Origin of the sequence: Neomelitea salexigens DSM 19753 (assembly GCF_000422345.1) — a bacterium.
Lineage (GTDB): Bacteria > Pseudomonadota > Gammaproteobacteria > Pseudomonadales > Spongiibacteraceae > Spongiibacter > Spongiibacter marinus_A.
On record NZ_AULP01000001.1, the window covers coordinates 547,780 to 574,621 of the forward strand.

A 26,842-nucleotide genomic window follows, 5' to 3' on the forward strand; every position below is an offset into this window, starting at 1 on the left:
GCTCAGTGGATGACTATTACATCCGCTCCTCAAACTAAGACAAAAGCGCCAACCGCACCATTGCAGCTTCTACCTACTCAGGCCTCCACGGCAGCGGCTTGACGGTATTTTTCTTGGAGGGGCTTCTTATACATTTTCCCGTTGTCCTTCCTCGGCAACTGCGCTTCAAAGAAAAACTCCTTAGGGCACTTTAATGCCGAAACAGATTCGCGACACCAGCTTCGCAACCGGTCAGCCAGTTCTGCGTTGCCAGTGCACCCTTGCTCTGGCTGAACCACCGCCACCACTCGTTCGCCAAACTCCTCATCTGGAAGCCCAAAGACTGCTACATCGGCGACCTCGGGGTGAGCAATCAGAGTATTCTCCACTTCTTGAGGGTAGATATTCACCCCGCCTGAAATAATCATAAAATCGCGGCGATCGGCCAGATAGAGATAACCCTCGTCATCGACATAGCCCATATCACCGACTGTAGCCCAGCCCTCCCGGTGGTGAGCACCTGCGGTCTTCTCCGGTTCATTGTGGTATTCAAAGTCGCCAAAGCCAGAGAAGTAAATCATCCCGGTTTCTCCGCAGGGCAATTCATTGCCATCGTCATCGACAATGTGTACCTCCCCCATCAGTGACTGGCCCACTGAGCCAGGGTGGGCAATCCACTGGGCGCTATCAATGGCGGTCATACCAATGCCTTCACTGGCGGCGTAATATTCGTTGATAATCGGCCCCCACCATTCGATCATCTTGCGCTTCACATCAGCCGGGCACGGCGCCGCCGCATGCGTCGCTGCCTTCAAGGAGCTGAGGTCGTATTTGCTGCGCACCGCTTCAGGCAGTTTCAGCAGGCGGATAAACATAATGGGTACCCACTGGCTGCAATCTACACGGTATTTTTCGATCGCCTGAAGCGACAGCTCTGGGTCAAAACCGTCCATCATTACCACCGTACCGCCCAGGGCCATGGCCGCCATAACGCTGTGCATGGGGGCCGCGTGGTACAGCGGCGCCGGCGTCAGATACGTCGACTCACTATTAATCCCCAGGAACGCGGCAATACCCTGCATAACGGCTGGCACCTCGTCAAAGGTTTGCTCGGGTAGGCTAGGCTTGATGCCTTTTGGCTGACCGGTCGTTCCCGAAGAGTAGAGCATCGGAACCCCCGCACATTGCTGCGCTAGCGGTACCGACGGACACTCGGCCATCGCCGCTTGCAGGGAGTCAAAATCGGGCGCCTCACCCGCGCTGATAAACCAGTGCTGTACCGCCGGCAATGTCGACCTGTCTAATTGCTGCGCCGTTTCGAGGTAACGGGGCGAACAGATAAACAGTTTGGCACCTGAATTTTCCAAGATGTACGCCACTTCGGCAGGCCGCAAATGACTGTGCAGTGGCGTGAAAACTAGGCCGCTGCGCTGAGCCGCCCACGCAATTTGAAGGAAGCAGTGGCTATTTTCCATTTGATAGGCAATGTGGTCCCCGGCCCGTAAACCGCAGTTGTAAAACAATTGGGCCAGCTGATTGGACCGGGCATCCAACTCAGCATAAGTCATTACCTCACCCGTATTGGCAAGGATACAAGCGGCTTTTTGCGGTTGTTTCTGGGCGTGAAATTGCGGGTGTTGCACGATAGTCACTCCATAAAAATTATTATTGTTTTCGCTCACTACTTTTAAAAGTGGCTTGCTGACGATAAGCGCGCAGCGCTCTGGGATCAAGCCTTGCTCATACCAAAAACAGGAGCCTCGGCAGGCGGCAATGCGCGGCCATTGTTGTCAGTGAACACATTACCTATACTGGCAAGCACTATGTATTCAACACAGGGAATCGGCAAATGAGCGCTTTTGACCAACTCATGGCAGCGGTGCGAGGCAGCGACGGCGTTTACACGGCAAACGTTGAGGAAAGCTGGCTGCAGGGCCGCACCGCTTTTGGGGGGCTTAGCAGTGCCCTGATCGCCCAAGCCATGCGCAGTGAGATAGAGCCCGCCCGCCGCTTGCGCTCCCTGGCAGTAAGCTTTGTTGGCCCGGCCCCCGCTGGCAATCACCAAGTGGTACTTCGCCATTTACGCGACGGCGGCTCGGTTACCCACATTCAAGGAGAGCTTCGCTGTGAGGGTGAAGTGGCTACCGCAATCAATGCGACGTATGGCAAGGATCGCCAATCTGCGGTCGCTGTCGAAGGACCGGTGATGCCGGAGTCGATCCCCGCGCCGCAAGACTGCATGTTACTGCCTTTCATTGACGGCCTGACACCTGCGTTTACTCAACACTTCGATATGGCGCTTGCCAGTGGTCACCTGCCATTGTCCGGGGGAGACAGCGCTGATTTCTCACTGTGGCTGCGTTTTCGCGATACCACTGCGCTTAGCGAGAGCGCACTGATTGCCTTGGCTGATGCACCGCCAATGCCAGGGCTGAATATGATCAAACCGCCTGGAGTTGGTAGTTCGTTGAGCTGGTATTTGGAGTTTCCCAATGCTGTAAATGCGGGCGATGCAGCCGACAACTGGTGGTTTATGGATTACCGAAGCCAAGCCGGCAGTAATGGTTACTTCTGCAACTACGCTACAATTTGGTCACCGAGCGGTGTACCCATTATGTTTAGCCGCCAAGTCGCCACCGTTTTCGAGAAGTAATGGCGTAGGTCAGTAAAGTCGTAATCAGGAGAAAAAGGGCGAGCCTGTCACACGTGGCAGACTCGCATTGGGCCGCTATTTAAGGCTGAGGGTTTACGGTTGGGTATTCTGAATGCTCTGTGCCGAATGGTCTTTAAAATACAGACGAAATGGCACGTTGCGCTGCTTGCCCAAATAGATGTAAAACCCGTAGCGGTCGTTGGCATAGTCCTGAACGAACTCATAGCGAGGGCTGATCGCTGGCGCTTCTGGGTCAACCCGAGGGGCAGTAACCAGCACCTCTTCTATCTCGGTTGGCGGTTGATCACCCGAGGCCGGTAGCGACACCAATACGCGATACTCGGTCTTGCCGGGGACATTTTCCACCGCCTCAACGCGCGCACCCGAGACCGTATCAATAAATCCCACTTGGCTTTCAATAATACCGCTTTGTCGTGAAACCGTTTGTGTCGACGGCTGCGGCTGAGCGCAGGCGGTAACGGCCACCCCCAGCAACAATAAACCGGCGCAAGACAAGCTATGACGCATAGACATGGGCGCATTCCTTTTTATACCGTTAATGCATGAATGCTAACACCTGACCAAGGGAATAACAGCCAGCTATTTGCGTTCCCCCGCTATCGTTAGGCGCAAAAAGCCTCTCCCGCTGCTATTTTGCTGCCCAGCGCGGCAAGGTTGCGCGCGGAGCTACCCAGCATCATTTCGTTGTGACGTAACCAAGTACAGTAGCGCCACAGCGGATAGTCGCGGTCGATGCCCGTGCCACCGTGCAAGTGCTGAGCGGCGTAGCTAACCCTATGGCCAACATCCCCTGCCCACACTTTCGCAATGGCCACTTCGACGCTCGCATCGACGCCATCATCGAGACGACTGATCGCCTGATAGCAATTTAAGCGCAGGCACTCAACGTCGATAAAGCAATTGGCCGCGCGGTGGCCTACTGCCTGAAATGTCGCGATCGGCACGCCAAACTGCTGACGCTCAGCCGTATAGGACGCGGTCATCCGCATCGCTTTATCACTGGCTCCGAGTTGATGCGCGCACAATGCTGCCGCCGTATGCTCGGCAACCGAGGCGAGCAACTGCTGCGCCTGCTCCCCACGAGCCAGAATATTCTCTGCGCCCACACGCACATTACTGAGCGTCAGCCGATATTGTGGCTCGTAAGTCGTCACTTCCATCGCTTCAAGCACAACACCCTCTGCTTTACGAGGCAGCATCACAACGACGGCGCCGTCACCGTCGGTCGCGGCCAGCAGCAGATAGTCCGCTTGCTCAGCGAAGGGAACGCAGAGCTTCTCACCGCTGACCAGCACCGCCTCGCCACCAGCCTGCGCACTGCACAGGCGCGGCTGAGTGGGGTCTTCATTATTCGCTTCCATCAACGCGGCTGTGAGCAACTGTTCACCGCTCACCACTCCGGGCAGTAAGCTCTGCTTTTGCTCGGCACTGCCGAATTGCTGCACTGGCATCGCCGCCGAAATACAGTGAGAAATAAATGGCAGCGGAGCAATATTTCGCCCGACTTCTTCTGCAATCAGAGCCGCTTCAAAAAAACCGAAACCCATTCCGCCATATTGCTCTTCAATGGCAACACCCAGCAGCCCCGCCTGAGCAACCTGCTGCCATAGTTCGCGGTCAAAACGCTCCGCCGCGTAGCTGTCGTACTTGGCGAGCTTTTCCGCTGTTACCTGTTCGCCGAGAATTTCACGCGCAAGGTTTTGCACATCGCGCTGCTGTTCTGAAAGTCCGAAATCCATAACTGTTTTCTCTCTATTCGTTCACTCTTCGCCGGGGTCAACACGACGCATCTAGCGCGATGCTCTGGGCATCCACAAACCGGCGGCGGAAATGATGTCACGCTGAATTTCGTTGGTGCCGCCACCAAACGTAATAATTGATGCCGTGCGATACAGGCGCTCAATTCGCGATGCGATGGGGTCGGCACCCGGCGTGCGACGATTAATCAGTGACGCCTGGCCAATGACCTCGCCCAACAGGCGATACACCTCAATGAAAAACTCAGACCCGTAGACTTTCGCCGCTGAGGCATCGGCCATATCCAGCTGACCTTCGGTCATCGCCCACGCTTGCTTGTAACACACCAATTTCAGTGCCTCGACGCCGGCACGGACTTTCGCCAGGTTGATCTGCACCCAGGCTTGGTCGATGATTTTCCCACCTTCGGGCAGGTCAGTTTGCTGGGCCCAACGCACTACGTTGTTGAACATTTCTGCAGTGGGCCCAAAATTCACCAAACTGAGACGCTCGCGGTTCAGCTGGCTAGTAATCAGCTTCCAGCCCGCGTTTTCTTCGCCCACCAGCGCGTCGTCATTCACGCGGATATTGTCGTAGTAGGTTGCGTTGGTGCGCACGCCACCCAAAGTGACCACGGGACTGCATGACCAGCCTGGATCGTTAGTGGGCACCAAGAACATGGAAATGCCTTTGTGCGGCTTCGCTGCGTCGGGATCCGTTCGGCAGGCGAGCCAAACGTAGTCGCAAAAATGCGCCAGGCTAGTCCACATTTTTTGACCGTTGATGAGCCAGCCGTCACCGTCGCGCACCGCCGATGTTTTCAAACTCGCCAAATCAGTGCCGGCGCCCGGCTCGGAGTAACCAATCGCGATCAAACATTCACCCGCGAGAATCTTGGGTACGATCTCTCGCTTCTGCCATTCATTGCCGTGCTCGGCCAGCTGCGGCCCGACAGACTCGGTTGTCAGGAACGGAAAGGGGTAACCCGCGCGCATGACTTCTTCTACGAAAATAAACTGCTCGATGGGGCTCATGCCGCGACCACCGAGTTCTTTTGGCCAGCCAACACCTATCCAACCATCGCGCCCCATTTGCTTGAGCGCCTCGCGCCACAGGGGGCCACCGCCCTCTCCCATGCTCTCGTCGCACTCGGCCTTGAGCTCCGGCGTCATCAATGCCTCGAAATACGCGCGTAATTCTTTGCGCAGCGCATTCTGCTCTGCGCTAAACTCAACTTTCATTATTGCCTTCCTCTGTGTCGCCGCCAGTCGTTGGCAGTATTGGTTGACGCTTGTCACCATAATAGGCAGCCGGGTCACCGCGACAATTGCAAAAGCCGTCACCCACATGACATATGCGTTCATAACGCCTTTACGCTGCCACTCAACCATTCAGACGATAGCTCGCGGCATCAACACTTGCGATCATTTGCGGCTGTTTACCCCTCACTCAATGGTGCCAAGGTTGCACCCTCAAGCGGAGATTCGGCATGAGTGACAAGCCTGTACAGGCGGCAATCGAAGGTTGGTATACCCTCGATACTGATACGCCCCACCTTATCGGCGCAAAGTGCGACGACTGTGGCACCTACTACTTCCCCAAAAATTTGTCCTTCTGTCGCAACCCCAACTGCGAAGGCGAGACATTTAGCGAGGTGCAGCTCAGTCGCACCGGAAAAATTTGGTCGTATACCGATGCGTGCTACAAGCCACCCGAGCCCTTTGTGGCTGAAGAGCCCTTCGTTCCCTATGGCATTGCCGCAGTGGAGCTGGAAAAAGAACAGATGATCATTCTGGGGCAAACGGTCAAAGGCGTCGGCCCCAAAGACCTTAAAGTCGGCCAGGAAGTCGAATTGGTATTAGAGCCACTGCACGAAGACGACGAGTCAGTAAAAATTACTTGGAAGTGGAAGCCACTGGGCTGAGCCGCAGACTCGATGACGGGAGAATTCAATGAGTAACGATATCGCCATCTTGGGCGTCGGCATGCACCCCTGGGGCAAATGGGGCAAGAACTTTAGCGAGTACGGCGTGCACGCCGCGCGCGCCGCACTGAAAGATGCCGGCATTCCCTGGCAGGATGTAGGCTTTGTTTCGGGCGCAGCAACCATGCGCTGTGGCTACCCCGGTTATGTTGCCGGGGCAACCTTTGCCCAGGCACTGGGCTGGCAGGGCGCGCAAGTAAATACGTCTTACGCCGCCTGTGCCTCTGGCTCTCAGGCGCTTGCCGCCGCACAAGCAAAAATTCTTGCCGGCGAATGCGAAGTTGCCTTGGTCGTCGGCGCCGACACCACCCCTAAGGGCTTCCTCGCGCCAGCCAAAGGCTACCGCCCGGAAGACCCTGATTGGCTGCGTTTTTACCTGGGAATTACCAACCCCACCTACTTTGCACTGTATGCCCGCCGTCGCATAGATTTATTTGGCGATACCGAAGAGGACTTTGCCCGGGTAAAAATTAAAAACAGCGAACACGGTTTTACCAACCCCAATGCCCGCTACAAGAAAAAATTCACCATGGAAGATGTGATGAACTCCGCCATGGTGGCGGACCCATTGCGTTTGCTGCAAATTTGCGCCACATCGGATGGCGGCGCGGCAATGATTGTGTCGAGCATGGACTACGCAAAGCGCCTTGGCAAAGCCGACGCCGTTCGCGTGGCGGCCGTATCAACGGTCACCCCGACCTTTGCCAGCGCAGTGGTGGAAATGCCCGATATCGCCACCGACTCAGCGGCCGCAGCGGGCGTAGAAGCTCACCGCTTCCGCGCTGCACTACCCGCAAAGGCCTATGAGCAGGCGGGAATCGGCCCGGAAGACGTCAACGTGGCTGAAGTCTACGACCTCTCCTCTGCGCTGGAGATGGATTGGTATGAAGACTTGCAGCTGTGCCCCCGCGGTGAAGCCGCACAACTGGTGCGCAATGGCGACACCAAGCTCGGCGGCCGTCTGCCCGTTAACCCCTCGGGCGGCCTGGCGTGCTTTGGCGAGGCTGTGCCCGCTCAAGCGCTGGCACAGGTATGTGAGCTGACGTGGCAGCTGCGCGGCGAGGCGGGAGAACGCCAGGTTGAAGGCGCCAAGGTCGGCATCACCGCTAACCAAGGTCTGTTCGGCCACGGCTCATCGGTAATTGTTAAAAAATAGCCACAGCGACAAACCATAAAAAACGGGGCTCAGGCCCCGTTTTTTTTATGCGCATTGATTCAGTGTGAAAGTGCGCACTACGAACACGACACGCCCGTGCCGCCCAAGCCACAATACCCTCCGGGGTTCTTATCCAGGTATTGCTGGTGATACGCCTCCGCGTAATAGAACGACCCCGCTGGCACAATCTCGGTCGTGATCTCGCCATAGCCCGCTGCGGTCAACTTTTCCTGATACGTCTGCCGGCTTTGCTCGGCAGCAGCGCGCTGCGCGTCATGGGAGGTATAAATGCCCGAGCGGTATTGCGTGCCCACATCATTGCCCTGACGCATTCCCTGGGTAGGGTCATGACTCTCCCAAAAGCAGCTCAGCAAGGCATCAAGGCTTAATACCGCCGGATCAAATACCACCAACACCACCTCGTTGTGGCCGGTCATCCCCGAGCACACCTCTTCGTAAGTGGGGTTCGGCGTATGTCCACCGCTGTAACCCACGGCGGTGGTGTACACGCCGGGTAGCTGCCAAAATTTTCGCTCCGCGCCCCAAAAACAGCCCAGTCCCACAACCACTGACTGTAAATGGTCGGGGAAAGGCCCCTTGAGAGACGTCCCCAACACGGTGTGCCGCTCTGGCACAGGCATTTCATCACTGCGACCGGGCAACGCGTCGCTCGCCGCTGGAATCGCACTCGGTTTGCGCAAACGGTCGAAAATACTCATGAAAATGCTCCTGTTACTCACTGATGGGTCCGCCCCACTATGCCCTGATTCAAGCCCCCCTGACTAGCCCTGAAACCCGCTACGCCCCTGGCGCCGGGCAACATTGGCCGGCGTTGAAATAAACGCTCAAAATTCACTCAGTTTTTTTATTGCTATTTGCCAATAAAACGGTTTAAATCGCCGCCTCTTTTAACCCTGCGGAGGATTTATGCTAGATGAAAAGCTTGGATCTTATGCCTTCTTTGGAGGCGGGCGCTGCCACGACTAACCCGATCACTGCATCGGATGAAAATCTCGATCACTTCATCGTGCGCGATGGCGTAGCCTACGCCGGTACACACCTGATCATCGACCTCTGGGGTGCCTCCCACCTCGATGATATCCCCCGTATGGAAAAAGCCTTCCTGGACTGCGTTAAAGAATGCGGTGCAACCCTGCTGCATATTCATATGCACCATTTCACCCCCAATGGCGGGGTTTCGGGCGTTGCCGTCTTGGCGGAGTCCCACATCAGCGTGCATACCTGGCCGGAGCGCGACTATGCCGCCTTTGACGTTTTCATGTGTGGCGACGCGAAGCCTGAATTAGCAGTCGGCATTTTGCAAAAAGCCTTTTCTCCATCTCGTATTGAAGTAGGTGAAAACCTGCGCGGGAGAATGGACGATGTCTGAATGGTTCGACGAAACCCTGCACAGTGGCTACCACCAAGGCTTTCGCGTTAAAGAAATACTGTTCGAAAGCAAGACCGAGCACCAACACTTGGTCATTTTCGAGTCGGCTGACTTTGGTCGCGTGATGGCCTTGGACGGCGTTATTCAGACCACAGAGCGCGACGAGTTCGTCTACCATGAAATGCTCGCCCACGTGCCGCTACTCGCCCACGGTCATGCCAAAGACGTGCTGATTATTGGCGGTGGCGACGGCGGCCTGCTTCGCGAAGTGCTGCGCCACCCTGGTGTCGAGCGCGCCGTGCAGGTTGAGATTGACCAAGCAGTCATTGATATGTGCGTCGAATACCTGCCACACCACTCAAATGGTGCTTACGACAACCCGCGCGCTGAAATCGTCATTGGCGATGGCATCGACTACGTGCAAAATTGTGGTCGTCAGTTCGATGTCATTTTGTCAGACAGCACCGACCCCATCGGACCTGGCGAGGTGCTATTCACCTCACCATTTTATGAAGGGATTAAGCGCTGCTTAAAACCCGGTGGCGTATTCGCTGCGCAAAACGGTGTTGCCTTTATGCAACCCGAGGAAGTGCGCACTACCCACCAGCGCCTCTCGCCATTATTCGCGGACTGCCACTTCTATGCCGCCGCTGTGCCCACCTACGTTGGTGGCATAATGACTTTCGCCTGGGCCAGTGATAACCCCCAGCTGCGCAATGTTGACCTAGAGACGCTGCAACAGCGTTTCGCTGACAGCGGCATCACCAGCCGCTACTACACGCCGGCCCTGCACCACGGCAGTTTCGCACTACCGCAGTATATTCTCGACATACTGCACGACGGATAAGCCGAAGCACGCTTTGGCGGCGCGCAGCACGCGCGCCCTTCTCACCTTCACTTTGCTCGCAAATCGACTAGTCTAGGCATAGCGCTGAGCGTCGAAATGCACTAACACCTATATAGAGCGACCGGCATATGAAATTCCGTTTTCCCGTTGTTGTCATCGATGAAGATTTTCGCTCGGAGAACATCTCCGGCTCGGGCATCCGTGACCTCGCCGATGCGATTGGTCGCGAGGGCATGGAAGTCGTCGGCTTTACCAGCTACGGCGACCTGACCGCCTTTGCACAGCAGGCCAGCCGAGCCTCGTGTTTTATTTTGTCTATTGACGACGAAGAATTTTGTGATGCTAGCGGTGAGGCCGCCAGTCAGGCTCTCAACGCCATTCAAGATTTCCTGCAAGCCGTTCGTCATCGCAACACCGATATTCCGGTATTTTTATACGGCGAAACACGCACCTCGCGCCATTTACCCAATGAGATTCTGCGCGAGCTACATGGTTTCATCCATATGTTTGAAGATACGCCGGAGTTTGTTGCCCGGCATATCATTCGCGAGGCCAACAAGTACCTGGAATCACTGGCACCACCGTTTTTCAATGCGCTGATGAATTATGCCAGCGACAGCTCTTACAGCTGGCACTGCCCCGGCCACTCGGGCGGCGTTGCCTTTTTGAAGAACCCTGTTGGGCAAATGTTTCACCAGTTTTTCGGTGAAAATTTATTGCGTGCCGATGTGTGTAACGCGGTAGAAGAACTCGGCCAGTTACTCGACCACACCGGGCCGGTGAGCGACAGTGAGCACAACGCCGCGCGAATATTCGGCTGCGATCATCTGTTTTTTGTCACCAATGGTACCTCGACGTCGAACAAGGTCGTTTGGCATTCAGTAGTCGCGCCTGGCGATATCGTGGTGGTTGACCGCAACTGCCATAAATCGATTTTACACAGCATTATTATGACGGGTGCGATCCCAGTATTCCTCACGCCAACGCGCAACCACTACGGCATTATCGGGCCAATCCCAAAAAGCGAATTTTGTCCGGATGAAATTCGTAAAAAAATTGAAAACCACCCCTTCGCCCGTGATTTTGCCGACCGCAAGCCGCGCATTTTAACCATCACACAGAGCACCTATGACGGCATTGTCTACAACGTAGAGGAAATTAAAGGCATCCTCGGCGCCACCATCGACACCCTGCATTTCGACGAGGCCTGGCTGCCTCACGCGGCCTTCCATCCGTTCTACAAGAACATGCACGCCATCGCTAATGATCGCCCTCGCGCCGATGACACACTGGTCTTCGCCACCCAGTCAACGCACAAGCTATTGGCGGGTTTGTCGCAGGCTTCACAAATTCTGGTGCAAAACGCCGAACACAGAAAGCTGGACACCCACCGCTTTAATGAATCTTATTTGATGCACTCATCCACCAGCCCGCAGTACGCCATTATCGCCTCCTGCGATGTTGCTGCCGCCATGATGGAACCACCCGGCGGCAAAGCGCTGGTCGAGGAGTCCATTCTGGAAGCCATCGACTTTCGGCGCGCTATGCGCAAGGTCGATGCCGATCACGGTGACGACTGGTGGTTTAAAGTCTGGGGACCGGAGTACCTGGCTGAAGAGGGGATCGGCGAGCGCGACGACTGGGTGATTCACTCCGGCGATCGCTGGCACGGCTTCGGTGATATCGACTCGGGCTTCAACATGCTCGACCCGATCAAGGCGACAATCATCACCCCGGGATTGGATGTTGACGGCAACTTCGACGATACCGGCATACCAGCGTCGATTGTGAGTAAGTACCTGGCGGAACACGGCATCATCATCGAAAAAACCGGCCTGTACTCGTTCTTCATCATGTTCACCATCGGCATTACCAAAGGCCGCTGGAACTCCATGGTCACAGAGTTACAGCAATTCAAGGATGACTACGACGCCAACCTTCCTCTGTGGCGTGTGATGCCCGCTTTCGCTCGCAAACATCCGCAATACGACAAGGTCGGCTTACGCGATTTATGTAACGATATTCACAGCGTATACAAGGAGTACGACCTGGCTCGTATCACAACGGATATGTATACCTCTAAAATCGAACCCGCGATGATACCTGCTGATGCGTGGGCAAAAATGGCACACCGCCAAATTGAGCGCGTCGCCATTGACGAACTGGAAGGGCGCACAACAGCCATGCTGGTAACGCCCTACCCACCAGGCATTCCGTTGCTGATTCCCGGCGAGCGCTTCAACCGAACCATTGTTCGCTACCTACAGTTTGTCAGGGACTTCAACTCGCGCTTCCCCGGCTTTGAAACAGATTGTCACGGGCTTGTGCGAGAAAACATTGACGGTGCAGATCATTACTTCGTCGACGTCGTCATTAACGAGGACAAAACGTGATAAAGATCACACTTTATTACCTTAGATAGCCCTTACTCCTCCAGCGCCCTCACTACGTCACAAAACGCAGCGATAATCGCACTCACAGCGTATGCAGGGCGCTACCGCTTTTTTCGCGATTACATCCCCGCAAATACCCATGCATTAGCCGATGTGTCATACCCAGTAGCGTATGACACACAATTTGCGACGCAAGTCGGTATTTTTCACAGGCAAGCTTTTAATTCCTGCGGAAAATACTTATAAAACAAGCAGGGACTTAACACTTTCTCTAAGCCGCGGCGCTATTATACAAAGTTGCCCCAATGCGCCGCTGGCCAGAATCACCACGTGCCACCACCGTCAGGAAGACTTGTTGGCAGCAACGATTGCTAAATACAAATTTTTGACTGCTCGCTCCTTATTCTCAGCGAGCGGGTCGATATTGGTTTCGTTTTACATTAAAGCGCAGCGCATGCTGCAGAATGACCAGAGAGGCAACGGATATGTTCCCCCCATCACGTTTTAAGCTACGCAAATTGCTGATCGCCACCGCGGTTTGCAGCCTTGGCGCCAGCCAGTTAGCGAACGCGCAGCTATTGGGCATCATCGGTATTGGCAATGACGGTAAAGGAACCGTACTTATCGACTTGCCAGCGCTGCTCGGACCCATTACCGAACCCCTCGGAGAGTCCTTAAACCCCTTAGTAGACGCGCTGGATACAACGCTAGACCCTGTCACCGACACTATAGACCAGCAACTTGCACAGCCCTTACTGGGCGCACTGAGCCCATTGACCAGCCCTCTTCTCACCGGACTCGACCCCATTGTGGCACCCGTAGACGGTATTGTTGAAGATCTCACTGGCGGTTCACTGAGAGACGCTCTCACGAATGACGACATGTTTAACCCCGGCGACGGTGATGGTCTTGTCAACGACTTACTCGGCGCCGACGAGAACCCCAATAGCGGTACTGAGGCGGGAGAACTTTCCCCTCTACCGGCAATCACCGGCCCCCTGGGTAAAGCGCTCACTCCACTGATCGACGCACTCGACAGCACTCTCGACCCGCTCACCGACGCGCTGGATGACACGTTGCTTGAACCCGTCCTGGACGGCCTGAGCCCGGTTACAGAGCCGCTGCTGGATGTACTAGAGCCCGTGACCGGCCCCGTTGACGGCCTGGTTTCCGACCTCACCGGTGGCAGCCTCGAAGATGCGTTAACCAATAATGGCGACAACCCGGGCGACGGCAATGGCGTGGTAAACGACCTGCTGGGTGGCCCGCAAGATCCGAACAGCGGTACCGAAGCAGGCGAGGCGTCACCGCTTCCCTTAGCAACCGGCCCCCTCGGCAAAGCATTGACGCCTCTGGTTGATGCGCTGGACAAAACACTCGACCCAGTGACCGACGCCCTCGACGACACCTTGTTAGAGCCGCTGCTAGACGGCTTGAACCCCGTGACAGAACCGCTGCTTGATACCCTGGCACCGGTGACCGACCCTGTCGATGGCCTGTTAGCAGAAGTCACCGGCGGCAGCCTGGAAGACGCCCTTACCAACAACGATGACAACACCAGCGATGGCAACGGTGTTGTTAACGACCTGCTGGGTGGCCCTGAAGATCCGAACAGCGGCACCGAAGCGGGTGAAGCCTCACCCCTACCCCTCACGGCTGGCTTGGGTGAAGCCCTTGATCCGTTGCTGGAAACTGTCGACACATTGCTCGACCCACTCACCAATGTTATCGACAACCAAGTCGCCGAGCCGCTGTTGGGCGCGCTGAGCCCGGTAGTTGACCCGGTTACCGACCTGCTGGAGCCTGTTACCGCCCCCGTTGACGGACTGATTGGCGATGTTACCGGTGGTAGCCTGGAAGACGCCCTGACCAACAACGATGACAACACCGCCGATGGCAACGGGTTGCTAAACGACACCCTGGGCGGAGATGTTGACGCTATCGACAATGGCAACGACCTCAACGGCAACAATAATCCCGCGCTAATTGGTTTAGCCGGTGCCGACAGCCTGAACGGCGGCCAGTGTGCTGACGCCGATGCCGACGGTGTCTGCGACAGCCGCGACAAATGTGCCGATACGCCAGCTGGCGCTGCTGTTCTGCCAAATGGCTGCCACCTCGACGACCTGCAACCGCTGCGCCTGGAAGGTGTGTTCTTCGAGTTTGATAAGGCGGTGCTGACTCCAGAGTCAGTAGCAACACTCGATGCGGCGATCAAGGTCATCCAGGCTTCAGGTGCCGAGCGCCTGGAAGTAGCTGGCCACACTGACAGTAAAGGCAGCGATGACTACAACATGGACTTGTCACACCGCCGCGCCGCTGCTGTGCAGCTGTATTTCATTGAACACGGTATTGAAAGCGAGCGCTTACAGGCCCGAGGCTACGGTGAGAGTCAACCTAGCAGCGACAACGACAGCGAAGAAGGTCGTGCACAAAATCGCCGCGTAGAACTCAAGGTTTTGAATTGATAGCGCGTTTGTCGCGCTACCCATAATTTGCTGAATACAGTTTAGGAGAAAATCACATGGCAATCGATCTGCCACCCGTAATGCCACCGGTCAATGCCAGCGTTGCACAAGTGCAAGCGGTAAAAAGCGTGTCGGCTACCGTAGTAGAAGCTGACGTCAACGGGACCACTGTGCGTGTTTACGGCAATGAGTACCTGAGTGATAGCGATCTGCGCGAGTTGTTGGCCAGCGCAAAAACCCCAGCAGAAGCCGTTATTGGCCTTGCGAAGCGCTACTACCAAGACGGCCACCTGTTGATGAAAGTCGACTACGCACGCATGCTCGACAGCGTGGCGATCATAGTCAAGCAGCTAAAACTCAATGAAGTGACCGGCGCCGAAGAAATGCAGCCGTATTTCGCAGGCCTGAGTGGCGATGCAGACCTAAGCATTGCCGAGTTCCATCGCGCTAAAGTGCTTGCCGACCTGCGCTCTCGCCGAGCTGGTTACGACTATGACATCAGCTATGTTGAACAGGGCGACGACGCCGTCGACATTCAACTGAGCCGCAAAGCGATCGAAAAGCACGATGCCACCGAAATCATCGTCGAAGCCAACAACAAAGGCAGCCGCTTCCTTGGCCGCTACTTCGGTTTGGCCGGCGTTAAGCACAAGTTTGAGTCGGGCACCCAGGCTTCGGTTTCTTACCAAACCGCCTTCACCGAATTGGGTGAATCGCGCGACGGCGAAGAGCTGAACCAAGTCAGCATCAGCGTTGACCACCCTTTTGCTAGTGGCCTCTACGGGATTGATATCAACTATGTCGACTATCTGCGTGAGCCAGAAGCGCGCGTCACCACAGCAGGCTCGTGCTTAATCCCGCTGCTCAACCTGGGGTGTACTCCCGCCCAAAGCTCAATGGTGGGTATCGAACTGGACGCAGAAATCCTGCAAGCCAGCCTGCGCGGCGAGCAGGTGCTTTACAGCACGCCATGGCAGCAATTCAGCCTGACTGAGCGCATTGAGTTCATCGACTCAACCATCGATCAGGAAGGTCGCAGCGAGAAGCTACTCGACGAAAATTACCAAGTTGTCGAGCTGGGTGGTCGCTACACGCTCAATCGCTTCCAGAGCGAGGAGCAAAACGCCGCCAGACTGAACGCGTCGTTGAAGCTGCGAGCCGGCTTTGGTGACGGCGGCACCCTTGACCGCTACGACGAATATCGCGCTGCCTACCAGCAGGCAAATCCGGGGCAGCCCGTGCCCGACATCGTAGCCCCTGCACGCACGGCAGAGTTCATTGCCCTGCTGCCCTCGCTTAGCTACGAACAGCGCATTACCGACGGCGTAACCATGAAAACCACCGCCCGAGGCCAGTTCGCCGACGAGCAGCTGCCACAGCAACAGCAGTTTGTGTTGGGTGGCATGGACAGCATGAGCGCTTACCTGCCAGGCGTACTGATCGGTGATGAGGGTTACCACCTCAAGGTCTCGCTGAACAAGGCCATTAAAGCCGCTGAAGGCCTGAAACTTACGCCTTCGCTGTTCGCCGAATACGGTGGCAGCTGGTACAACAATACCAGCAGCGACTTTGGTGACGAGCAAGCGCTTGCCGATGCCGGTCTGCGTCTGAAGCTGGAATACGGCGACTTCCTTTACTCTGAGCTGGTTGCCGCCAAATCCATCTACGACGATGTGGTTAACGATGACTTTATCGAAGAACTGGAAGCCGACTTCTACTGGCGTCTTCGTCTAACCTTCTAAGATAGAGATAGCGCTCGGTTCGCCGGGCGTAGTGAACGTTATTAAAAACCACCGTCTGCCAAGCAGCCGGTGGTTTTTTTATGACGCATCCAAAATATAGCTACGCAGCGGCGGAATGCCGTTAAACTCCACCGAACTATAGCTGGTGGTGTAAGCGCCGGTAGACAACCAGTACAACCGGTCACCTTCCTGAAGGTTTACGGGTAGCTGATAGCGATGATCCTCGTAAAGAATGTCCATACTGTCGCAGGTGGGCCCCGCAAGAATGACTTCATCCTCGCCGTCACTGTCCACCTTCCACAACACGGGATACTGTATCGCCTCACCGAGGGCCTCAATAAGGCCACCAAATAAGCCAACATCCAGATACACCCACCGGTCGAGTGAATCGTGTGATTTATAGGACACCTGCACCACTTCACTCACCAACACCCCTGCTTCTGCAACCAAGGAACGGCCGGGCTCAATGATCACCTGAGGGGGCGAGTCACCAAAATCTTCCTCTAAGAAACGCGCAATTGCTCGACCATAGGTCTGCAAGTCCTGCGAGCGCTGTTTGTAATTCGCGGGCATACCGCCGCCCATATTGACCATTTTTAGCGCAATCCCCGCCTCGCGTAGCTGATCGAAAATAAAATGCACCTTTGCAATCGCTGCGTCCCAGCTACTAATATCTCGCTGCTGGCTGCCCACATGAAACGAAATGCCGTAAGGCTCCAGGCCCAGCTCCCGCGCAAGTAGGATCAGTTCTATGGCCATATCACGCTGGCAGCCAAATTTTCTCGACAAGGGCCAATCAGCGGTCTCCGAGCCCTCGGTTAGTACCCGCACACACACTCGACTGCCTGGCGCAAATTTTGCTAGCTTACGAATGTCCGATTCACAGTCGCTGGCAAAGAGGCGCACGCCCTGCTGGTAAGCAAAAGCAATATCCGCGGCTTTTTTAATGGTGTTGCCGTAACTGATTCGGGCACTGTCGATATTTAGCTCACAGAGTTTTTGCAACTCATAGATAGAGGCGATGTCAAAGTTCGCACCCAGCGAGTCCAAGCAGCGAATAATGTCAGCATCGGGGTTAGCCTTGACGGCGTAGTAGATATCAGCAAATGGAAAAGCGCCCTCTAGTTCGGCGTACTTTTCCCGCAAGGTAGGCAGGTCAAAGATCAAGCACGGCGTTGGCTTATCGGAGGAAAAACGCTGAATACGCTGCCAAGTTGCAGGCGCTAGCAAATCTTGAGACATAGCAAATTGCCTCTCCAGAGTGCAGGTGGCGAAAAAACGCGCAGTCTAGCGCAAAGTGACACAAGTTGCGCGGTTGTCATAACACTGCAATGCAGAGCCGCCATGATTAGTCACGCTGGAAACAGGAAGACAAAGAAAGGAAAGAAATGCAGCAAATAAGCGCTGCCAGGAGAACAGACGTGAACAACCAGAATTCTGAGATCGATGTAAAAAACTTATGCAGCCGCAAGCTTTGGGAGCTGCTTAAAAATGCCGAGTGGCAAAATTCTAGCGAAAAATTTGCCATTGAGCAGGAGTTGTCCGGCCGTCGTCACTATATTGATGAGCTGGAAACCCTTACCGCAAAAGAAACCAGGCATTAAGAACGACTAAATAGGGGATCAACCCCAATAGTAGGAAGGGCAGACTAGACGCCCAAAAGTTTAACTGCTCTTCACAGCTCTGATGTATCGCCAAGCTTAATTGCGCCGGCACTTGCCGAGCATCCGCTGCCCCAGCAGCGGGCAATGCCACCCCCGCCAAGGCACCACTTCTCATTAGAGCGACGGAAAGTTTTTCTCCCGCACCCACTTCGCTGGCAATGCGCTCATAGCGCGCTCTCACCGGGCTGTCGGGCATACGGCGCGCCGCTTGCTTAAGCGCCTGCGCCAGTGGCATTCCGGCAGCAATACATTCCCCCAAGTGATTCACATAATGATAACTTTGATAGCCGGCTAACGCCCGGCCGATGCCCGGCAGTCGGTAACAGAAACGCTGTACACACGGCGACTCACGGCGATGCCAAAGCCCTGCAGCGATAGCACTCAGCAGCCCCAACGGCACTAAGCCAAGCACTATTGCCGCCAGCGCCTCACTCGGCTGCAGTTGGCGCGATACCAATAACAGCAAGGGCACCAGCAAAATAAAGCCTCCCACCAATAGAAGTGGTAGGCGCGACGCGCGACGAAAGCGCTGCTGAAACTCGGTAAGCAATCGATAATGCTCGGCCAGGCGTCGATATACATTCGCCAAATTCCCGACCGCCAAGCCCAGCTGCATAAAACGCAGCTCCCAATCCAGGAATAGCCCGCCACTGCGCAACTCGTCTAATACCACCTGTTGACCACTGGCAAACTTTTGCGCCAAGGCATCGAGCTGAGCGCGATGCGCAGCCTGCTCGCCCTTGCTAAGCAGGGCAATTAATTGGTCCCAGTTATTATCACCTGACTGGCTGGCTGTGTGCAGCGACAGAAACAGCATAAAACGCTGCGCCGAGGAAGAGGCTGAGCCCATAGCATCCCATAATTATTGTGTTTACAGCTGCGACGGTAGGGTTGCGGCCGAGAAAGCCCTATACTCTACCACAGCTTGTTTTTAAACGGCCCGCCCGCTGGCCAGCACTGCGAACGGAACCACAATGATCATTCGTTTACTCATCGCCGCCGCCATCCTCTACGCCCTGTACCGCTTTGTGAAGCTAGTGCAGAGCAAACCGCAGCAGCAACGGCGCTCCTACTACATCACCCTGTTAGTCAGTATGGCCGCAGCCGGCTTGATATTGCTTTCCATAACCGGTCGCGTCCACTGGCTGGCCGGGCTGGTTGGTGGCGCCATGCCCTTCGTACGACAGTATGTGCTGCAGCATATCTACCATAAAATCAGCAACAAACCGCAGGGTGAGGCAGAGCCAAACGCCACCACGCCGCCACAAATGGATATGGATGAGTCCCAAGCCCTGTCTATTTTGGGGCTGAAGGCAGGCGCTAGCGACGACGACATCATCGCCGCCCACCGCAGCCTAATGCAAAAATTGCACCCCGACAGAGGCGGAAATGATTACCTCGCCAGCCAACTGAATGCAGCAAAAGACGTCCTGCTAAACAAAAGAACTGGCTAAGGAAGACGCTACCAAATTGTGCGGCGCGGGCTAGTTTGTGCAGGTAGCGGCAAAACAAACACTCACGCACGAATGAAACCCGGCTGAGCGGGCGCGGCTCCACAGGCACTTGAGTCACCCCACCGCCGCGCTAAAATGGGGCCCTCTGACTTTGTATCTGTGGAACAGGCCATGACCAACGTTTTCGTCATTCAAAATCAACACGGCCACTACCTGGGCAAACAGCAGCAGTGGCTGGACGGCCGAGACCGAAAACTGCTTTACCGAACCGAGCACCACGACGAGGCGATAAACACCGTCTTTGAATTAAGCAGCAAAGATATCTGGTTGCGCGCCAATGCCCTGGCATGCCCACTTGATGAGCATCGCCAGCCGGATGTTGAGCCAGGGCCAGCGATTCCCGATGACACAGAGGTAGACTCACCAGAAAGCGCGATAGTAGAGGGTGAAAGCTAAACGAAAATTCATCCTTATACTTGAAACCCAGAGCACTCCCCCCCATCTAAACCAAGAGTTTTTAATTCGAGGGTTCACGCAACCATGATGCGCATTTTTCTCTTTCTCGCCACCAACATCGCTATTTTGGCCGTGGCGAGTATTTCGCTGAGTTTACTCGGTGTCGACAGCTACATGGCGTCGAACAATGTCGATCTCGACCTTCGCGCACTGTTGATCTTCTGCGCGGTATTCGGCATGAGTGGCTCGCTGGTATCACTGCTCATCTCTAAGTGGATGGCCAAGCGCTCAACGCGCACCCAGGTAATAACACAACCGCGCAATAGTGAAGAGCGCTGGCTGCTGGAAACCGTTGCCGAACTCTCCCAGAAAGCCGGCATCAACATGCCAGAGGTAGGCATATTCCCCTCTCCGGCTGCGAATGCGTTCGCCACCGGCTGGAATAAAAATGCCGCGCTGGTGGCAGTTTCTGAAGGCCTGCTACGACAAATGCGCCCCAATGAGGTTCGCGCTGTGCTAGCCCATGAAATCGGCCACGTTGCCAACGGCGACATGATCACCCTGAGCCTGATCCAAGGGGTCGTAAACACCTTTGTGATGTTCTTTGCGCGGATTATTGGCCACACCGTCGACCGAGTGGTGTTTAAAACCGAGCGCGGTCACGGCATCGGCTTTTACGTGGTCACCTTCATTACCGAAATGGTGTTGGGAATTCTGGCATCGACCATTGTCATGTGGTTCTCTCGCTGGCGCGAGTTCCGCGCCGATGCGGCGGGCGCTCACCTGGCGGGGAGGCAAGATATGATTGCGGCCCTGCAACGCCTGCAGGCGCAACAAGGCTTACCCAACGATATGCCCGATGAACTTACCGCTTTTGGCATACGCACGGGCACTAAGAAAGACTTTGCCGCCTTGTTCAGCTCCCACCCCCCGCTTGAGAAGCGTATCGAAGCGCTTCGCAACGGTAGCTAGCAGTGATTGCCGGCCGCCGCGCCTTGTTAGATGCCCTCCATGAAATGGGCGCGGCTGGCCTGAGCCCAGGGGCATCGGGCAATATCTCTGTGCGAATCGACAATGGGATGATAATCAGTGCCAGCGGCGCCGTTGCCGGTAAAGCCACTGACAACGACCTCGTATTTGTTCCCGGGCAAACCACCAGCCTTGCCGACTGGCCGGACGATCAACCCCGTCCGTCCAGCGAATGGCAAATGCACCAGGCCCTGTATCGCAGCCACCCACATATCAACGCCGTCGTGCACTGTCACTCCACACACGCTACCGCGCTGGCCTGCATGCGCCGCCCGATTCCCGCCTTCCACTACATGGTCAGTGTTGCTGGCGGCGACGATATTCCTTGTTGTGACTACGCCTTGTTTGGCAGCGAGGCATTATCAACGGCGGTTTGCCAAACGCTGGAGCATCGCCACGCCTGCCTGATGGCCAACCACGGCCAAATCTGTATCGCTGAAGATGCCACGCGCGCTCTTGCCCTCGCCAAAGAAGTCGAGGCCTTAGCAGCAAGCTATTTGCTGTGCCTGCAAAGCGGTGAACCGGTGTTGTTGAGCGATCAAGAAATGACCGACGTCACGGACGCTTTTTCTCATTATGGCCAGCGACTGAAATAGTCGTCGCCTATTTTTTTAATCTGCCCTATTCCCGGCCTTGCATCGACTGTTGCACTACTACAAAACAGTGGTAAGCTCAGCCTCGGACGCACTATTAGTGTGCACCATGCGCACTGTAATATGGCGTTCACGTTTTATGGTTATAAACACAAAAAGAAGTGTAACGGACCAACTTGGTGCCGACAGTAAATCCAAAACGGGGAAAAACATGAAAAAAACGCTACTGGCTATTGCCGTCTCAACTGCCGCTGCCGCTGCGAGCGCTGACTACCAAATGGAAGCGGGTGCTTTCTATGGCCAAGGAGAAGTAGGCGGTGCCGTTGACTACGATGTAATGGGCGTTCAGGGCCGCTACAACTTCGAGTCTGTCGACACTAGCAAAGGCCCTCACGCAGAAGCGGCTTTCTTGGACAAGAGTTCATCGGTTGGTTTTGGCTACAACAGCCTGGAGCCTGATGTCGCAGGTGCCGACGACGTAGACAGCTTCGACTTCGATGTTCGTGTTGTCACTGATACCAACCTGATTATTGAAGCGGCCTACGAAGAGTCTGAAGCGGGCAACGCCGAATCCGACACTTTTGGCGTGGGCGTGGGTACCTACCTGAATGACAACACCGACATCGTTGTTAGCTACCAAACTACTGACGATGACGGCGAAGATATCGACCAGCTCAATGTCGCCGTTCACGGTGTAAACCCACTGACTCAGGGCGCAACACTGGCCTATGACGCGGCACTGTCTTACGTCGACACTGACGATGATAGCGGTCACATGATCGAGCTGGGTGCGACGTACTACTTCAACAAAGACCTCGGTGTTGGCCTGTCAGCCGATCTGACAGAAGTAGGCGACTACAACACTGACACAGTGACTCTCGACGTAAGCTACTTCCCCCAGCCAAATGTTGAGCTGATGGCAGCATACTTTGACCAAGGCGGTGACGTTGACGCCGACGGCATTATGTTCGGCGCTGCAGTGCGTTTCTAAGCACTAGCGCTACTAAAAAGGGCTGCTCTTGGGCAGCCCTTTTTTTATACCTACAAAAACCTTATTCCGCTAACCGGTTTGGGTAATCGATATAACCTGCGGGCCCCGGCGTGTATAGCGTTTTAGGGTCGATATTAGCCAACGTTCCTCCCATCGCAAAACAGCGCGGTAAATCAGGGTTGGCAATAAATGCCCGACCAAACGATACCGCTGCGATCTGCGAATCGCCACACAATGCGCCCTCGGCTTCGTCAGCGGTATAGCTGTCGTTAACGATCAATGGGCCGGAGAAATTCTCTTTGGCCAACGCAATGTGATCGCCAATCTTTGGCATCCGAATCACATGTAAGTAGGCCAGACCGATCGCGTCCACCGCTTTTAACAGCGCCGCAAACGTCTGCTGATAATCGTCGTCGTGTAAGTCGTTAAAGGGGTTGCCCGGACAGATTCGCATGCCGACCTTTGATGCCCCGTCGACCTCCGCCATCGCCTCAAGTACTTCCAATACAAACCGCAAACGATTGGCCAAGGTGCCACCGTAGTCATCCTCACGCTGATTGGTGCCTGTGGAGAGAAACTGCGCTGGCAGATAACCGCTGGTGCAATGCAGCTCCACACCATCAAAACCTGCCGCATAGGCGCGCCGTGTCGCCGATGCATAGTCATTAATCGTACGGCGGATATCCGCGCGACTCATCTCCTCGGGCACGGGGAAATCTTGCATACCTTGCTCGGTATATATCTGCCCTTTTGCGGCAATGGCCGATGGCGCCATGGTACGCGCACCCGGTGCTTTATTGTCCGGGTGAGCCACGCGACCACAGTGCATTAATTGCAGAACAATTTTACCGCCCTCGCCGTGCACCGCCTCGCAAATCTCGGCCCACGCGGCCTGCTGCGCGTCAGTGTATATTCCTGGGGTTCGGCAGTAGCCCTTACCCTCTGCGCTGGGGTGGGTACCCTCGGTGATTATCAAACCCGCTGTGGCGCGTTGGCGGTAGTATTCGCGCATCAGGTCATTGGGCATGTCGCCACTCTCATCGGCGCGCGAGCGCGTCATGGGCGCCATCACAACACGGTTGCTGAGCGTTAAGCCGCCCAGTTGCACCTCGCTTAATAACTTCATCATCTCACCCGAATTTTCGGTGCAGGCGCGCCGCGCCGCATGCGATTTAAAAATTCATCTACCGGTGCAGGCTCGGCCACTTCGGCCAGCCCCTCAGGGCGGTTTAGCCAAAATTCCTTCCAGCTGGGAAAGAGCTCATGAAACGCCCCTTCATAGGGTTCGCGGCCGGGCCAACGCATTTTCATATCCCCAATCGGTGGTTTATTCAGATCTGTGGCATACCAGTAGCACGGCAAGCGGCGACGGAAAAACCAGCGGCCGTCTTTGCGCTCGTAATCGTCCCAGTAGAGCATTTGCATAATTACCCACTCACCGCCGCATTCGTGCTCGTTCTTGGAATACAGCACGCCGTGGGCATGGTCGGGGTCACTGAACTCGATAATGTGGTTGCCGGTATGGTGAGACGTGCCGGTAAACTGCAAACGTAGGGTATCATCAACCCACGCCTTCAAATGCGCGCGACCGCTGTGCTCGCGGCTCACACGAATATCCTCAGCAAATAGATTCACATGGGCGTCCAGGTCGCGCATATCCAGCGATAGGGCATACTTCGCCACCAGCTGGCGAATCTCATCCAGCGACTCAAGGCGGTCAATACGTTGTTCCAGAGAGTGTGTCACGCCTTGTCCTCCCAGCGCGCGCTACCGGTATTCAGTTCTGCCATGCGCCCGCCGTCGACATTCAACACGGCCCCGGTTATGTAGGACGCCTCGTCACTGGCGAGAAATAAAATCGCGTTGGCACATTCACGCGGGTCGCCAATGCGGCCCAGTGGAATTGTTTTCCCCGTGGCGCGCTGAGTCTCTTCGTCAGGGTTCACCGTTTCCAAGGCCGGTGTGAGAAACGCGCCCGGTACCACCGTGTTGACGCGGATCGCAGGCGCCCATTCAATCGATGCGCTCTTACTCAGGGCAATAACGCCCGCCTTGGCCGCGCTGTAACCAGCCGTAGCCACCGAGCCCGCCAAACCGCATACCGACGACACATTGACCACGGCCCCGCGGTGTTTCTTGAGCTCGCTGTAAGCCTCGCGCATCAGAAACATCGCGCCATCCAGGGAAACCTGAAAGTTTTGATGCCAGGCCCTAGTGCTGTGATTTGCCAACATACCGGGCACCATCAGTACCGCATTATTCACCACAATATCGATGCGGCCGAACTGCGCGAGTGTATCTGCCACCAACCGCTTTACAGCCTCTTCATCACTCACATCCACCGACAAGGGCAGGCACTCACCACCGGCCTCACGAATTTGCTGGGCAACGACTTCCAGCGGCTCCAGGCGGCGGCTGCAAATCACCACCTTCGCGCCTTCCTCGGCAAAGCGCAGCGCCGTCGCGGCACCAATGCCCTGCCCGCCGCCAGTGATAATCGCCACCTTGTTGTGCAGTCTATCCGCCATGTCTCTCTCCTTAAATAAATCGATATTTCAACGCAGGCACTGCTGCTGATCGCGCTGGTAATAACAGCGCCCACCAATCCACAACTGGTCCACATTGAAATTGAGTAATTGCTCAGGGCCTCGCAGAGGGTCGCGATCAAGCAACACCATGTCGGCCAGTTTGCCGGGCTCCAATGAGCCCAGTTGTTCTTCTTGGAAGCTCTGCCATGCGGCATCGATCGTTACCGAGCGCAGAGCCTGCATAATGGAGACTCGCTGATCGTCACCCAACACCTTGCCGCTGCGGGTTTCCCGTGTAACGGCTGACCACAACAGGCGGCCAATATCCATTGGCACTACGGGGGAGTCTAAGTGGGTGGTGAATCGCAGCTCGCGATCCAAGGCGTTTTTCAGTGGGCTGATCGCGGCGGCGCGCGCTGGCCCAAGAAATTGATCACGGTGCCGGTCGCCCCAGAAGAAGGTATGCGCCACAAAGAAACTCGGCGTCATTCCCAATGACTTCATCCGGTCTAACTGGTCGGGCCTCGCTGTTTGCGCGTGAACCACGATGGCTCTGGGGTCGGCGTTTGGGCATTTCTGCTGGGCACGCTCGAAGGCGTCCAACAGCATATCGATAGCCGCATCGCCATTGCCGTGGATGGCCAATTGATAACCGCGGCAGTGATACGCAGCCACATCGTCGTCGAGCTGCTGCTGGGTATAACGGGCGAAGCCAACAAAATCGGCATCGCTATGACGGTGATACGGCATTGCCAGATATGCGGTGTAGCCCTGAATAGAGCCATCCGCCACTAACTTAACTGCCGGTGTCGCGAATTTATTTGACTGAAAACGCTGTAGGTTTAATTCACCCGACAACAGCTGATCACCCACCTGCTGCCCCATCGGCCAGGCAATCACACGCTGGGGAACGCGGTTCAGCATCGACAAACCATAAAGTCCCTGCAACATTCGACCATCCACACCGCCGCTCTGCACCGTGGTGACACCCGCTTGCAGGTATTGTTGGGTCGCCACGTCTGCCATGGCGACAAAATCCAGCAAGGTGAAATCCATCGCCAGCGGCGCAACCAGATCCGTTGCATGCTCTAGCAATAGGCCGGTAGCGCGACCACTCTCATCGCGTTGAATTTCGCCGCCCTCGGGGTCGGGTGTGTCAGGGCCAATCCCCGCCAATGCCAGCCCTGCGCTATTGGTAACCGCTAAGTGACCGGAGCTGTGCATCAGATAGATCGGCCGCTGCGTTGACACAGCATCTAATTCGTCGCGGGTGGGGTGGCGCGCTTCGGTCAACAGCGAATCATCGTAGCCGAAGCCAAACAACCACTGCCCCTCTTTCAAGGCTGACTCAGCGGCGCGCAACCGCACTTGAATATCGGCAATTGACCTGACATTGCCAATAGGTGGACTGCTCAGATCGACACCTCGCGCCGACAGTCCGGTGCCGGGAAAATGTCCGTGGGCGTCAATAAAGCCGGGAAGCAAGGTTCGGCCCTGCAAATCGTAAACGGTGACATCATCATCGATCAACGCACGAATTTCCGCATTGCTCCCTACGGCCTCAATGCGCTCGCCGTTAAGCAGCAGCGCTTCGGCAATGCGATTTTCCGCATCCATCGTGAGAATATGGCCGTTTATAAACACTTGTTGACTGGGCAAAGGCGGTTGCGGGCCGCGCCAACTAAACCACAGCGCCGCGGCAAGCACGCCAAGTAAAACAAGCAGCAAAGACAAACTCTTAATGACTAAGCGCATAG

Annotated in this window: 25 protein-coding genes; 14 read left to right on the plus strand and 11 right to left on the minus strand. The window is 55.7% G+C overall.

Features of this window, described 5'->3' with window-relative positions; genetic code table 11:
* Positions 1-77: 77 nt before the first annotated feature.
* A complete protein-coding gene (locus H573_RS0102635; protein WP_027872903.1) occupies positions 78-1,622 on the minus strand; it encodes an acyl-CoA synthetase in 1,545 nt (514 codons plus the stop codon).
* Positions 1,623-1,828: 206 nt separating this feature from the next.
* Between H573_RS0102635 and H573_RS0102640 the strand changes: the two genes are divergently transcribed.
* Complete coding sequence (locus H573_RS0102640) at positions 1,829-2,632, plus strand: acyl-CoA thioesterase (RefSeq protein WP_027872904.1); 804 nt, start codon at positions 1,829-1,831, stop codon at positions 2,630-2,632.
* 93 nt (positions 2,633-2,725) lie between these two features.
* Here the strand turns inward: H573_RS0102640 and H573_RS0102645 are convergent, their stop codons facing one another.
* From H573_RS0102645 to H573_RS0102655, 3 genes are all read right to left on the minus strand, one after another.
* On the minus strand, positions 2,726-3,166 hold the full coding sequence (locus tag H573_RS0102645; protein ID WP_027872905.1) for a hypothetical protein: 441 nt from the start codon (positions 3,164-3,166) through the stop codon (positions 2,726-2,728).
* An 89-nt stretch (positions 3,167-3,255) separates the two neighbouring features.
* On the minus strand, positions 3,256-4,392 hold the full coding sequence (locus tag H573_RS0102650) for an acyl-CoA dehydrogenase family protein (RefSeq protein WP_027872906.1): 1,137 nt from the start codon (positions 4,390-4,392) through the stop codon (positions 3,256-3,258).
* A 51-nt stretch (positions 4,393-4,443) separates the two neighbouring features.
* Positions 4,444-5,631 (minus strand): acyl-CoA dehydrogenase family protein, encoded by a 1,188-nt coding sequence (locus H573_RS0102655; protein ID WP_027872907.1) that lies wholly within the window; start codon positions 5,629-5,631, stop codon positions 4,444-4,446.
* Positions 5,632-5,879: 248 nt separating this feature from the next.
* Between H573_RS0102655 and H573_RS0102660 the strand changes: the two genes are divergently transcribed.
* Together H573_RS0102660 and H573_RS0102665 are read left to right on the plus strand one after the other, a co-directional pair.
* The gene (locus H573_RS0102660) at positions 5,880-6,314 is read left to right on the plus strand and encodes a Zn-ribbon domain-containing OB-fold protein (protein WP_027872908.1); all 435 of its coding nucleotides are present in this window, start codon (positions 5,880-5,882) and stop codon (positions 6,312-6,314) included.
* Between the two features lie 28 nt (positions 6,315-6,342).
* Positions 6,343-7,530 carry a lipid-transfer protein gene (locus tag H573_RS0102665; protein WP_027872909.1) on the plus strand — a complete coding sequence of 396 codons (1,188 nt, stop codon included), beginning with the start codon at positions 6,343-6,345 and terminating at the stop codon, positions 7,528-7,530.
* Between the two features lie 77 nt (positions 7,531-7,607).
* Here H573_RS0102665 and msrA read toward each other — a convergent pair whose 3' ends face one another.
* Complete coding sequence (gene msrA / locus H573_RS0102670; protein WP_027872910.1) at positions 7,608-8,249, minus strand: peptide-methionine (S)-S-oxide reductase MsrA; 642 nt, start codon at positions 8,247-8,249, stop codon at positions 7,608-7,610.
* 215 nt (positions 8,250-8,464) lie between these two features.
* On the opposite strand from msrA, the gene speD reads away from it, so the two are divergent.
* From speD to H573_RS0102695, 5 genes are all read left to right on the plus strand, one after another.
* Positions 8,465-8,920: an adenosylmethionine decarboxylase gene (gene speD / locus H573_RS0102675; RefSeq protein WP_027872911.1), complete on the plus strand. Its 456-nt coding sequence runs from the start codon at positions 8,465-8,467 to the stop codon at positions 8,918-8,920.
* Positions 8,913-9,767, plus strand: a complete 855-nt coding sequence (gene speE / locus H573_RS0102680; RefSeq protein ID WP_027872912.1) for a polyamine aminopropyltransferase — start codon at positions 8,913-8,915, stop codon at positions 9,765-9,767. The genes speD and speE overlap by 8 nt, the downstream gene beginning before the upstream one ends.
* 128 nt (positions 9,768-9,895) lie before the next feature.
* Positions 9,896-12,160, plus strand: coding sequence for an Orn/Lys/Arg family decarboxylase (locus H573_RS0102685; protein WP_027872913.1), 2,265 nt, complete (start codon positions 9,896-9,898; stop codon positions 12,158-12,160).
* Between the two features lie 485 nt (positions 12,161-12,645).
* Positions 12,646-14,628: an OmpA family protein gene (locus H573_RS18780; protein ID WP_051170910.1), complete on the plus strand. Its 1,983-nt coding sequence runs from the start codon at positions 12,646-12,648 to the stop codon at positions 14,626-14,628.
* Between the two features lie 56 nt (positions 14,629-14,684).
* Positions 14,685-16,370: a ShlB/FhaC/HecB family hemolysin secretion/activation protein gene (locus H573_RS0102695; RefSeq protein WP_027872914.1), complete on the plus strand. Its 1,686-nt coding sequence runs from the start codon at positions 14,685-14,687 to the stop codon at positions 16,368-16,370.
* Between the two features lie 78 nt (positions 16,371-16,448).
* Here H573_RS0102695 and H573_RS0102700 read toward each other — a convergent pair whose 3' ends face one another.
* Entirely contained in the window at positions 16,449-17,612 is a 1,164-nt protein-coding gene (locus H573_RS0102700) for a type III PLP-dependent enzyme (protein WP_027872915.1), read from the minus strand.
* A gap of 179 nt (positions 17,613-17,791) precedes the next feature.
* On the opposite strand from H573_RS0102700, the gene H573_RS0102705 reads away from it, so the two are divergent.
* A complete protein-coding gene (locus H573_RS0102705; protein WP_027872916.1) occupies positions 17,792-17,974 on the plus strand; it encodes a hypothetical protein in 183 nt (60 codons plus the stop codon).
* On the opposite strand, the gene H573_RS0102710 is transcribed toward H573_RS0102705, so the two are convergent.
* The gene (locus H573_RS0102710; protein ID WP_027872917.1) at positions 17,949-18,884 is read right to left on the minus strand and encodes a type II secretion system F family protein; all 936 of its coding nucleotides are present in this window, start codon (positions 18,882-18,884) and stop codon (positions 17,949-17,951) included. The two genes, H573_RS0102705 and H573_RS0102710, sit on opposite strands and share 26 nt — an antisense overlap.
* Positions 18,885-19,008: 124 nt before the next feature.
* Here H573_RS0102710 and H573_RS19645 point away from each other — a divergent pair, with 124 nt between their 5' ends.
* The 5 genes from H573_RS19645 to H573_RS0102735 all read left to right on the plus strand — a co-directional run bounded on the left by H573_RS19645 (position 19,009) and on the right by H573_RS0102735 (position 22,557).
* On the plus strand, positions 19,009-19,488 hold the full coding sequence (locus tag H573_RS19645; RefSeq protein WP_051170912.1) for a DnaJ domain-containing protein: 480 nt from the start codon (positions 19,009-19,011) through the stop codon (positions 19,486-19,488).
* A 171-nt stretch (positions 19,489-19,659) separates the two neighbouring features.
* The gene (locus H573_RS16810; RefSeq protein ID WP_154653821.1) at positions 19,660-19,944 is read left to right on the plus strand and encodes a hypothetical protein; all 285 of its coding nucleotides are present in this window, start codon (positions 19,660-19,662) and stop codon (positions 19,942-19,944) included.
* Positions 19,945-20,028: 84 nt separating this feature from the next.
* Positions 20,029-20,916 (plus strand): protease HtpX, encoded by an 888-nt coding sequence (htpX, locus tag H573_RS0102725; RefSeq protein WP_027872918.1) that lies wholly within the window; start codon positions 20,029-20,031, stop codon positions 20,914-20,916.
* Positions 20,917-20,918: 2 nt separating this feature from the next.
* Positions 20,919-21,569, plus strand: coding sequence for a class II aldolase/adducin family protein (locus tag H573_RS0102730; protein ID WP_027872919.1), 651 nt, complete (start codon positions 20,919-20,921; stop codon positions 21,567-21,569).
* Between the two features lie 208 nt (positions 21,570-21,777).
* On the plus strand, positions 21,778-22,557 hold the full coding sequence (locus H573_RS0102735) for a putative porin (RefSeq protein ID WP_161624232.1): 780 nt from the start codon (positions 21,778-21,780) through the stop codon (positions 22,555-22,557).
* Between the two features lie 61 nt (positions 22,558-22,618).
* Here H573_RS0102735 and H573_RS0102740 read toward each other — a convergent pair whose 3' ends face one another.
* The 4 genes from H573_RS0102740 to H573_RS0102755 are packed head-to-tail and all read right to left on the minus strand — an operon-like array spanning position 22,619 to position 26,840.
* Positions 22,619-23,683, minus strand: coding sequence for an alkene reductase (locus H573_RS0102740; RefSeq protein WP_084497883.1), 1,065 nt, complete (start codon positions 23,681-23,683; stop codon positions 22,619-22,621).
* Positions 23,683-24,303 carry a nuclear transport factor 2 family protein gene (locus tag H573_RS0102745; RefSeq protein WP_027872922.1) on the minus strand — a complete coding sequence of 207 codons (621 nt, stop codon included), beginning with the start codon at positions 24,301-24,303 and terminating at the stop codon, positions 23,683-23,685. The genes H573_RS0102740 and H573_RS0102745 overlap by 1 nt, the downstream gene beginning before the upstream one ends.
* The gene (locus H573_RS0102750) at positions 24,300-25,085 is read right to left on the minus strand and encodes an SDR family NAD(P)-dependent oxidoreductase (RefSeq protein WP_027872923.1); all 786 of its coding nucleotides are present in this window, start codon (positions 25,083-25,085) and stop codon (positions 24,300-24,302) included. The genes H573_RS0102745 and H573_RS0102750 overlap by 4 nt, the downstream gene beginning before the upstream one ends.
* 27 nt (positions 25,086-25,112) lie before the next feature.
* The gene (locus H573_RS0102755; protein WP_027872924.1) at positions 25,113-26,840 is read right to left on the minus strand and encodes an amidohydrolase; all 1,728 of its coding nucleotides are present in this window, start codon (positions 26,838-26,840) and stop codon (positions 25,113-25,115) included.
* Positions 26,841-26,842 lie beyond the last annotated feature (2 nt).

Excerpts from the sequence above, each read along its gene's own strand:
- H573_RS0102650 (WP_027872906.1), bottom strand. The coding sequence starts at position 4,392 with ATGGATTTCGGACTTTCAGAACAGCAGCGCGATGTGCAAAACCTTGCG.
- H573_RS0102710 (WP_027872917.1), bottom strand. The coding sequence starts at position 18,884 with ATGGGCTCAGCCTCTTCCTCGGCGCAGCGTTTTATGCTGTTTCTGTCG.
- H573_RS0102655 (WP_027872907.1), bottom strand. The coding sequence starts at position 5,631 with ATGAAAGTTGAGTTTAGCGCAGAGCAGAATGCGCTGCGCAAAGAATTA.
- H573_RS0102665 (WP_027872909.1), top strand. The coding sequence starts at position 6,343 with ATGAGTAACGATATCGCCATCTTGGGCGTCGGCATGCACCCCTGGGGC.
- speD (WP_027872911.1), top strand. The coding sequence starts at position 8,465 with ATGAAAAGCTTGGATCTTATGCCTTCTTTGGAGGCGGGCGCTGCCACG.
- msrA (WP_027872910.1), bottom strand. The coding sequence starts at position 8,249 with ATGAGTATTTTCGACCGTTTGCGCAAACCGAGTGCGATTCCAGCGGCG.
- H573_RS0102685 (WP_027872913.1), top strand. The coding sequence starts at position 9,896 with ATGAAATTCCGTTTTCCCGTTGTTGTCATCGATGAAGATTTTCGCTCG.
- H573_RS18780 (WP_051170910.1), top strand. The coding sequence starts at position 12,646 with ATGTTCCCCCCATCACGTTTTAAGCTACGCAAATTGCTGATCGCCACC.
- H573_RS0102755 (WP_027872924.1), bottom strand. The coding sequence starts at position 26,840 with ATGCGCTTAGTCATTAAGAGTTTGTCTTTGCTGCTTGTTTTACTTGGC.
- H573_RS0102645 (WP_027872905.1), bottom strand. The coding sequence starts at position 3,166 with ATGTCTATGCGTCATAGCTTGTCTTGCGCCGGTTTATTGTTGCTGGGG.
- H573_RS19645 (WP_051170912.1), top strand. The coding sequence starts at position 19,009 with ATGATCATTCGTTTACTCATCGCCGCCGCCATCCTCTACGCCCTGTAC.
- htpX (WP_027872918.1), top strand. The coding sequence starts at position 20,029 with ATGATGCGCATTTTTCTCTTTCTCGCCACCAACATCGCTATTTTGGCC.
- H573_RS0102695 (WP_027872914.1), top strand. The coding sequence starts at position 14,685 with ATGGCAATCGATCTGCCACCCGTAATGCCACCGGTCAATGCCAGCGTT.
- H573_RS0102640 (WP_027872904.1), top strand. The coding sequence starts at position 1,829 with ATGAGCGCTTTTGACCAACTCATGGCAGCGGTGCGAGGCAGCGACGGC.
- speE (WP_027872912.1), top strand. The coding sequence starts at position 8,913 with ATGTCTGAATGGTTCGACGAAACCCTGCACAGTGGCTACCACCAAGGC.
- H573_RS0102740 (WP_084497883.1), bottom strand. The coding sequence starts at position 23,683 with ATGAAGTTATTAAGCGAGGTGCAACTGGGCGGCTTAACGCTCAGCAAC.
- H573_RS16810 (WP_154653821.1), top strand. The coding sequence starts at position 19,660 with ATGACCAACGTTTTCGTCATTCAAAATCAACACGGCCACTACCTGGGC.
- H573_RS0102660 (WP_027872908.1), top strand. The coding sequence starts at position 5,880 with ATGAGTGACAAGCCTGTACAGGCGGCAATCGAAGGTTGGTATACCCTC.
- H573_RS0102750 (WP_027872923.1), bottom strand. The coding sequence starts at position 25,085 with ATGGCGGATAGACTGCACAACAAGGTGGCGATTATCACTGGCGGCGGG.
- H573_RS0102735 (WP_161624232.1), top strand. The coding sequence starts at position 21,778 with ATGAAAAAAACGCTACTGGCTATTGCCGTCTCAACTGCCGCTGCCGCT.
- H573_RS0102700 (WP_027872915.1), bottom strand. The coding sequence starts at position 17,612 with ATGTCTCAAGATTTGCTAGCGCCTGCAACTTGGCAGCGTATTCAGCGT.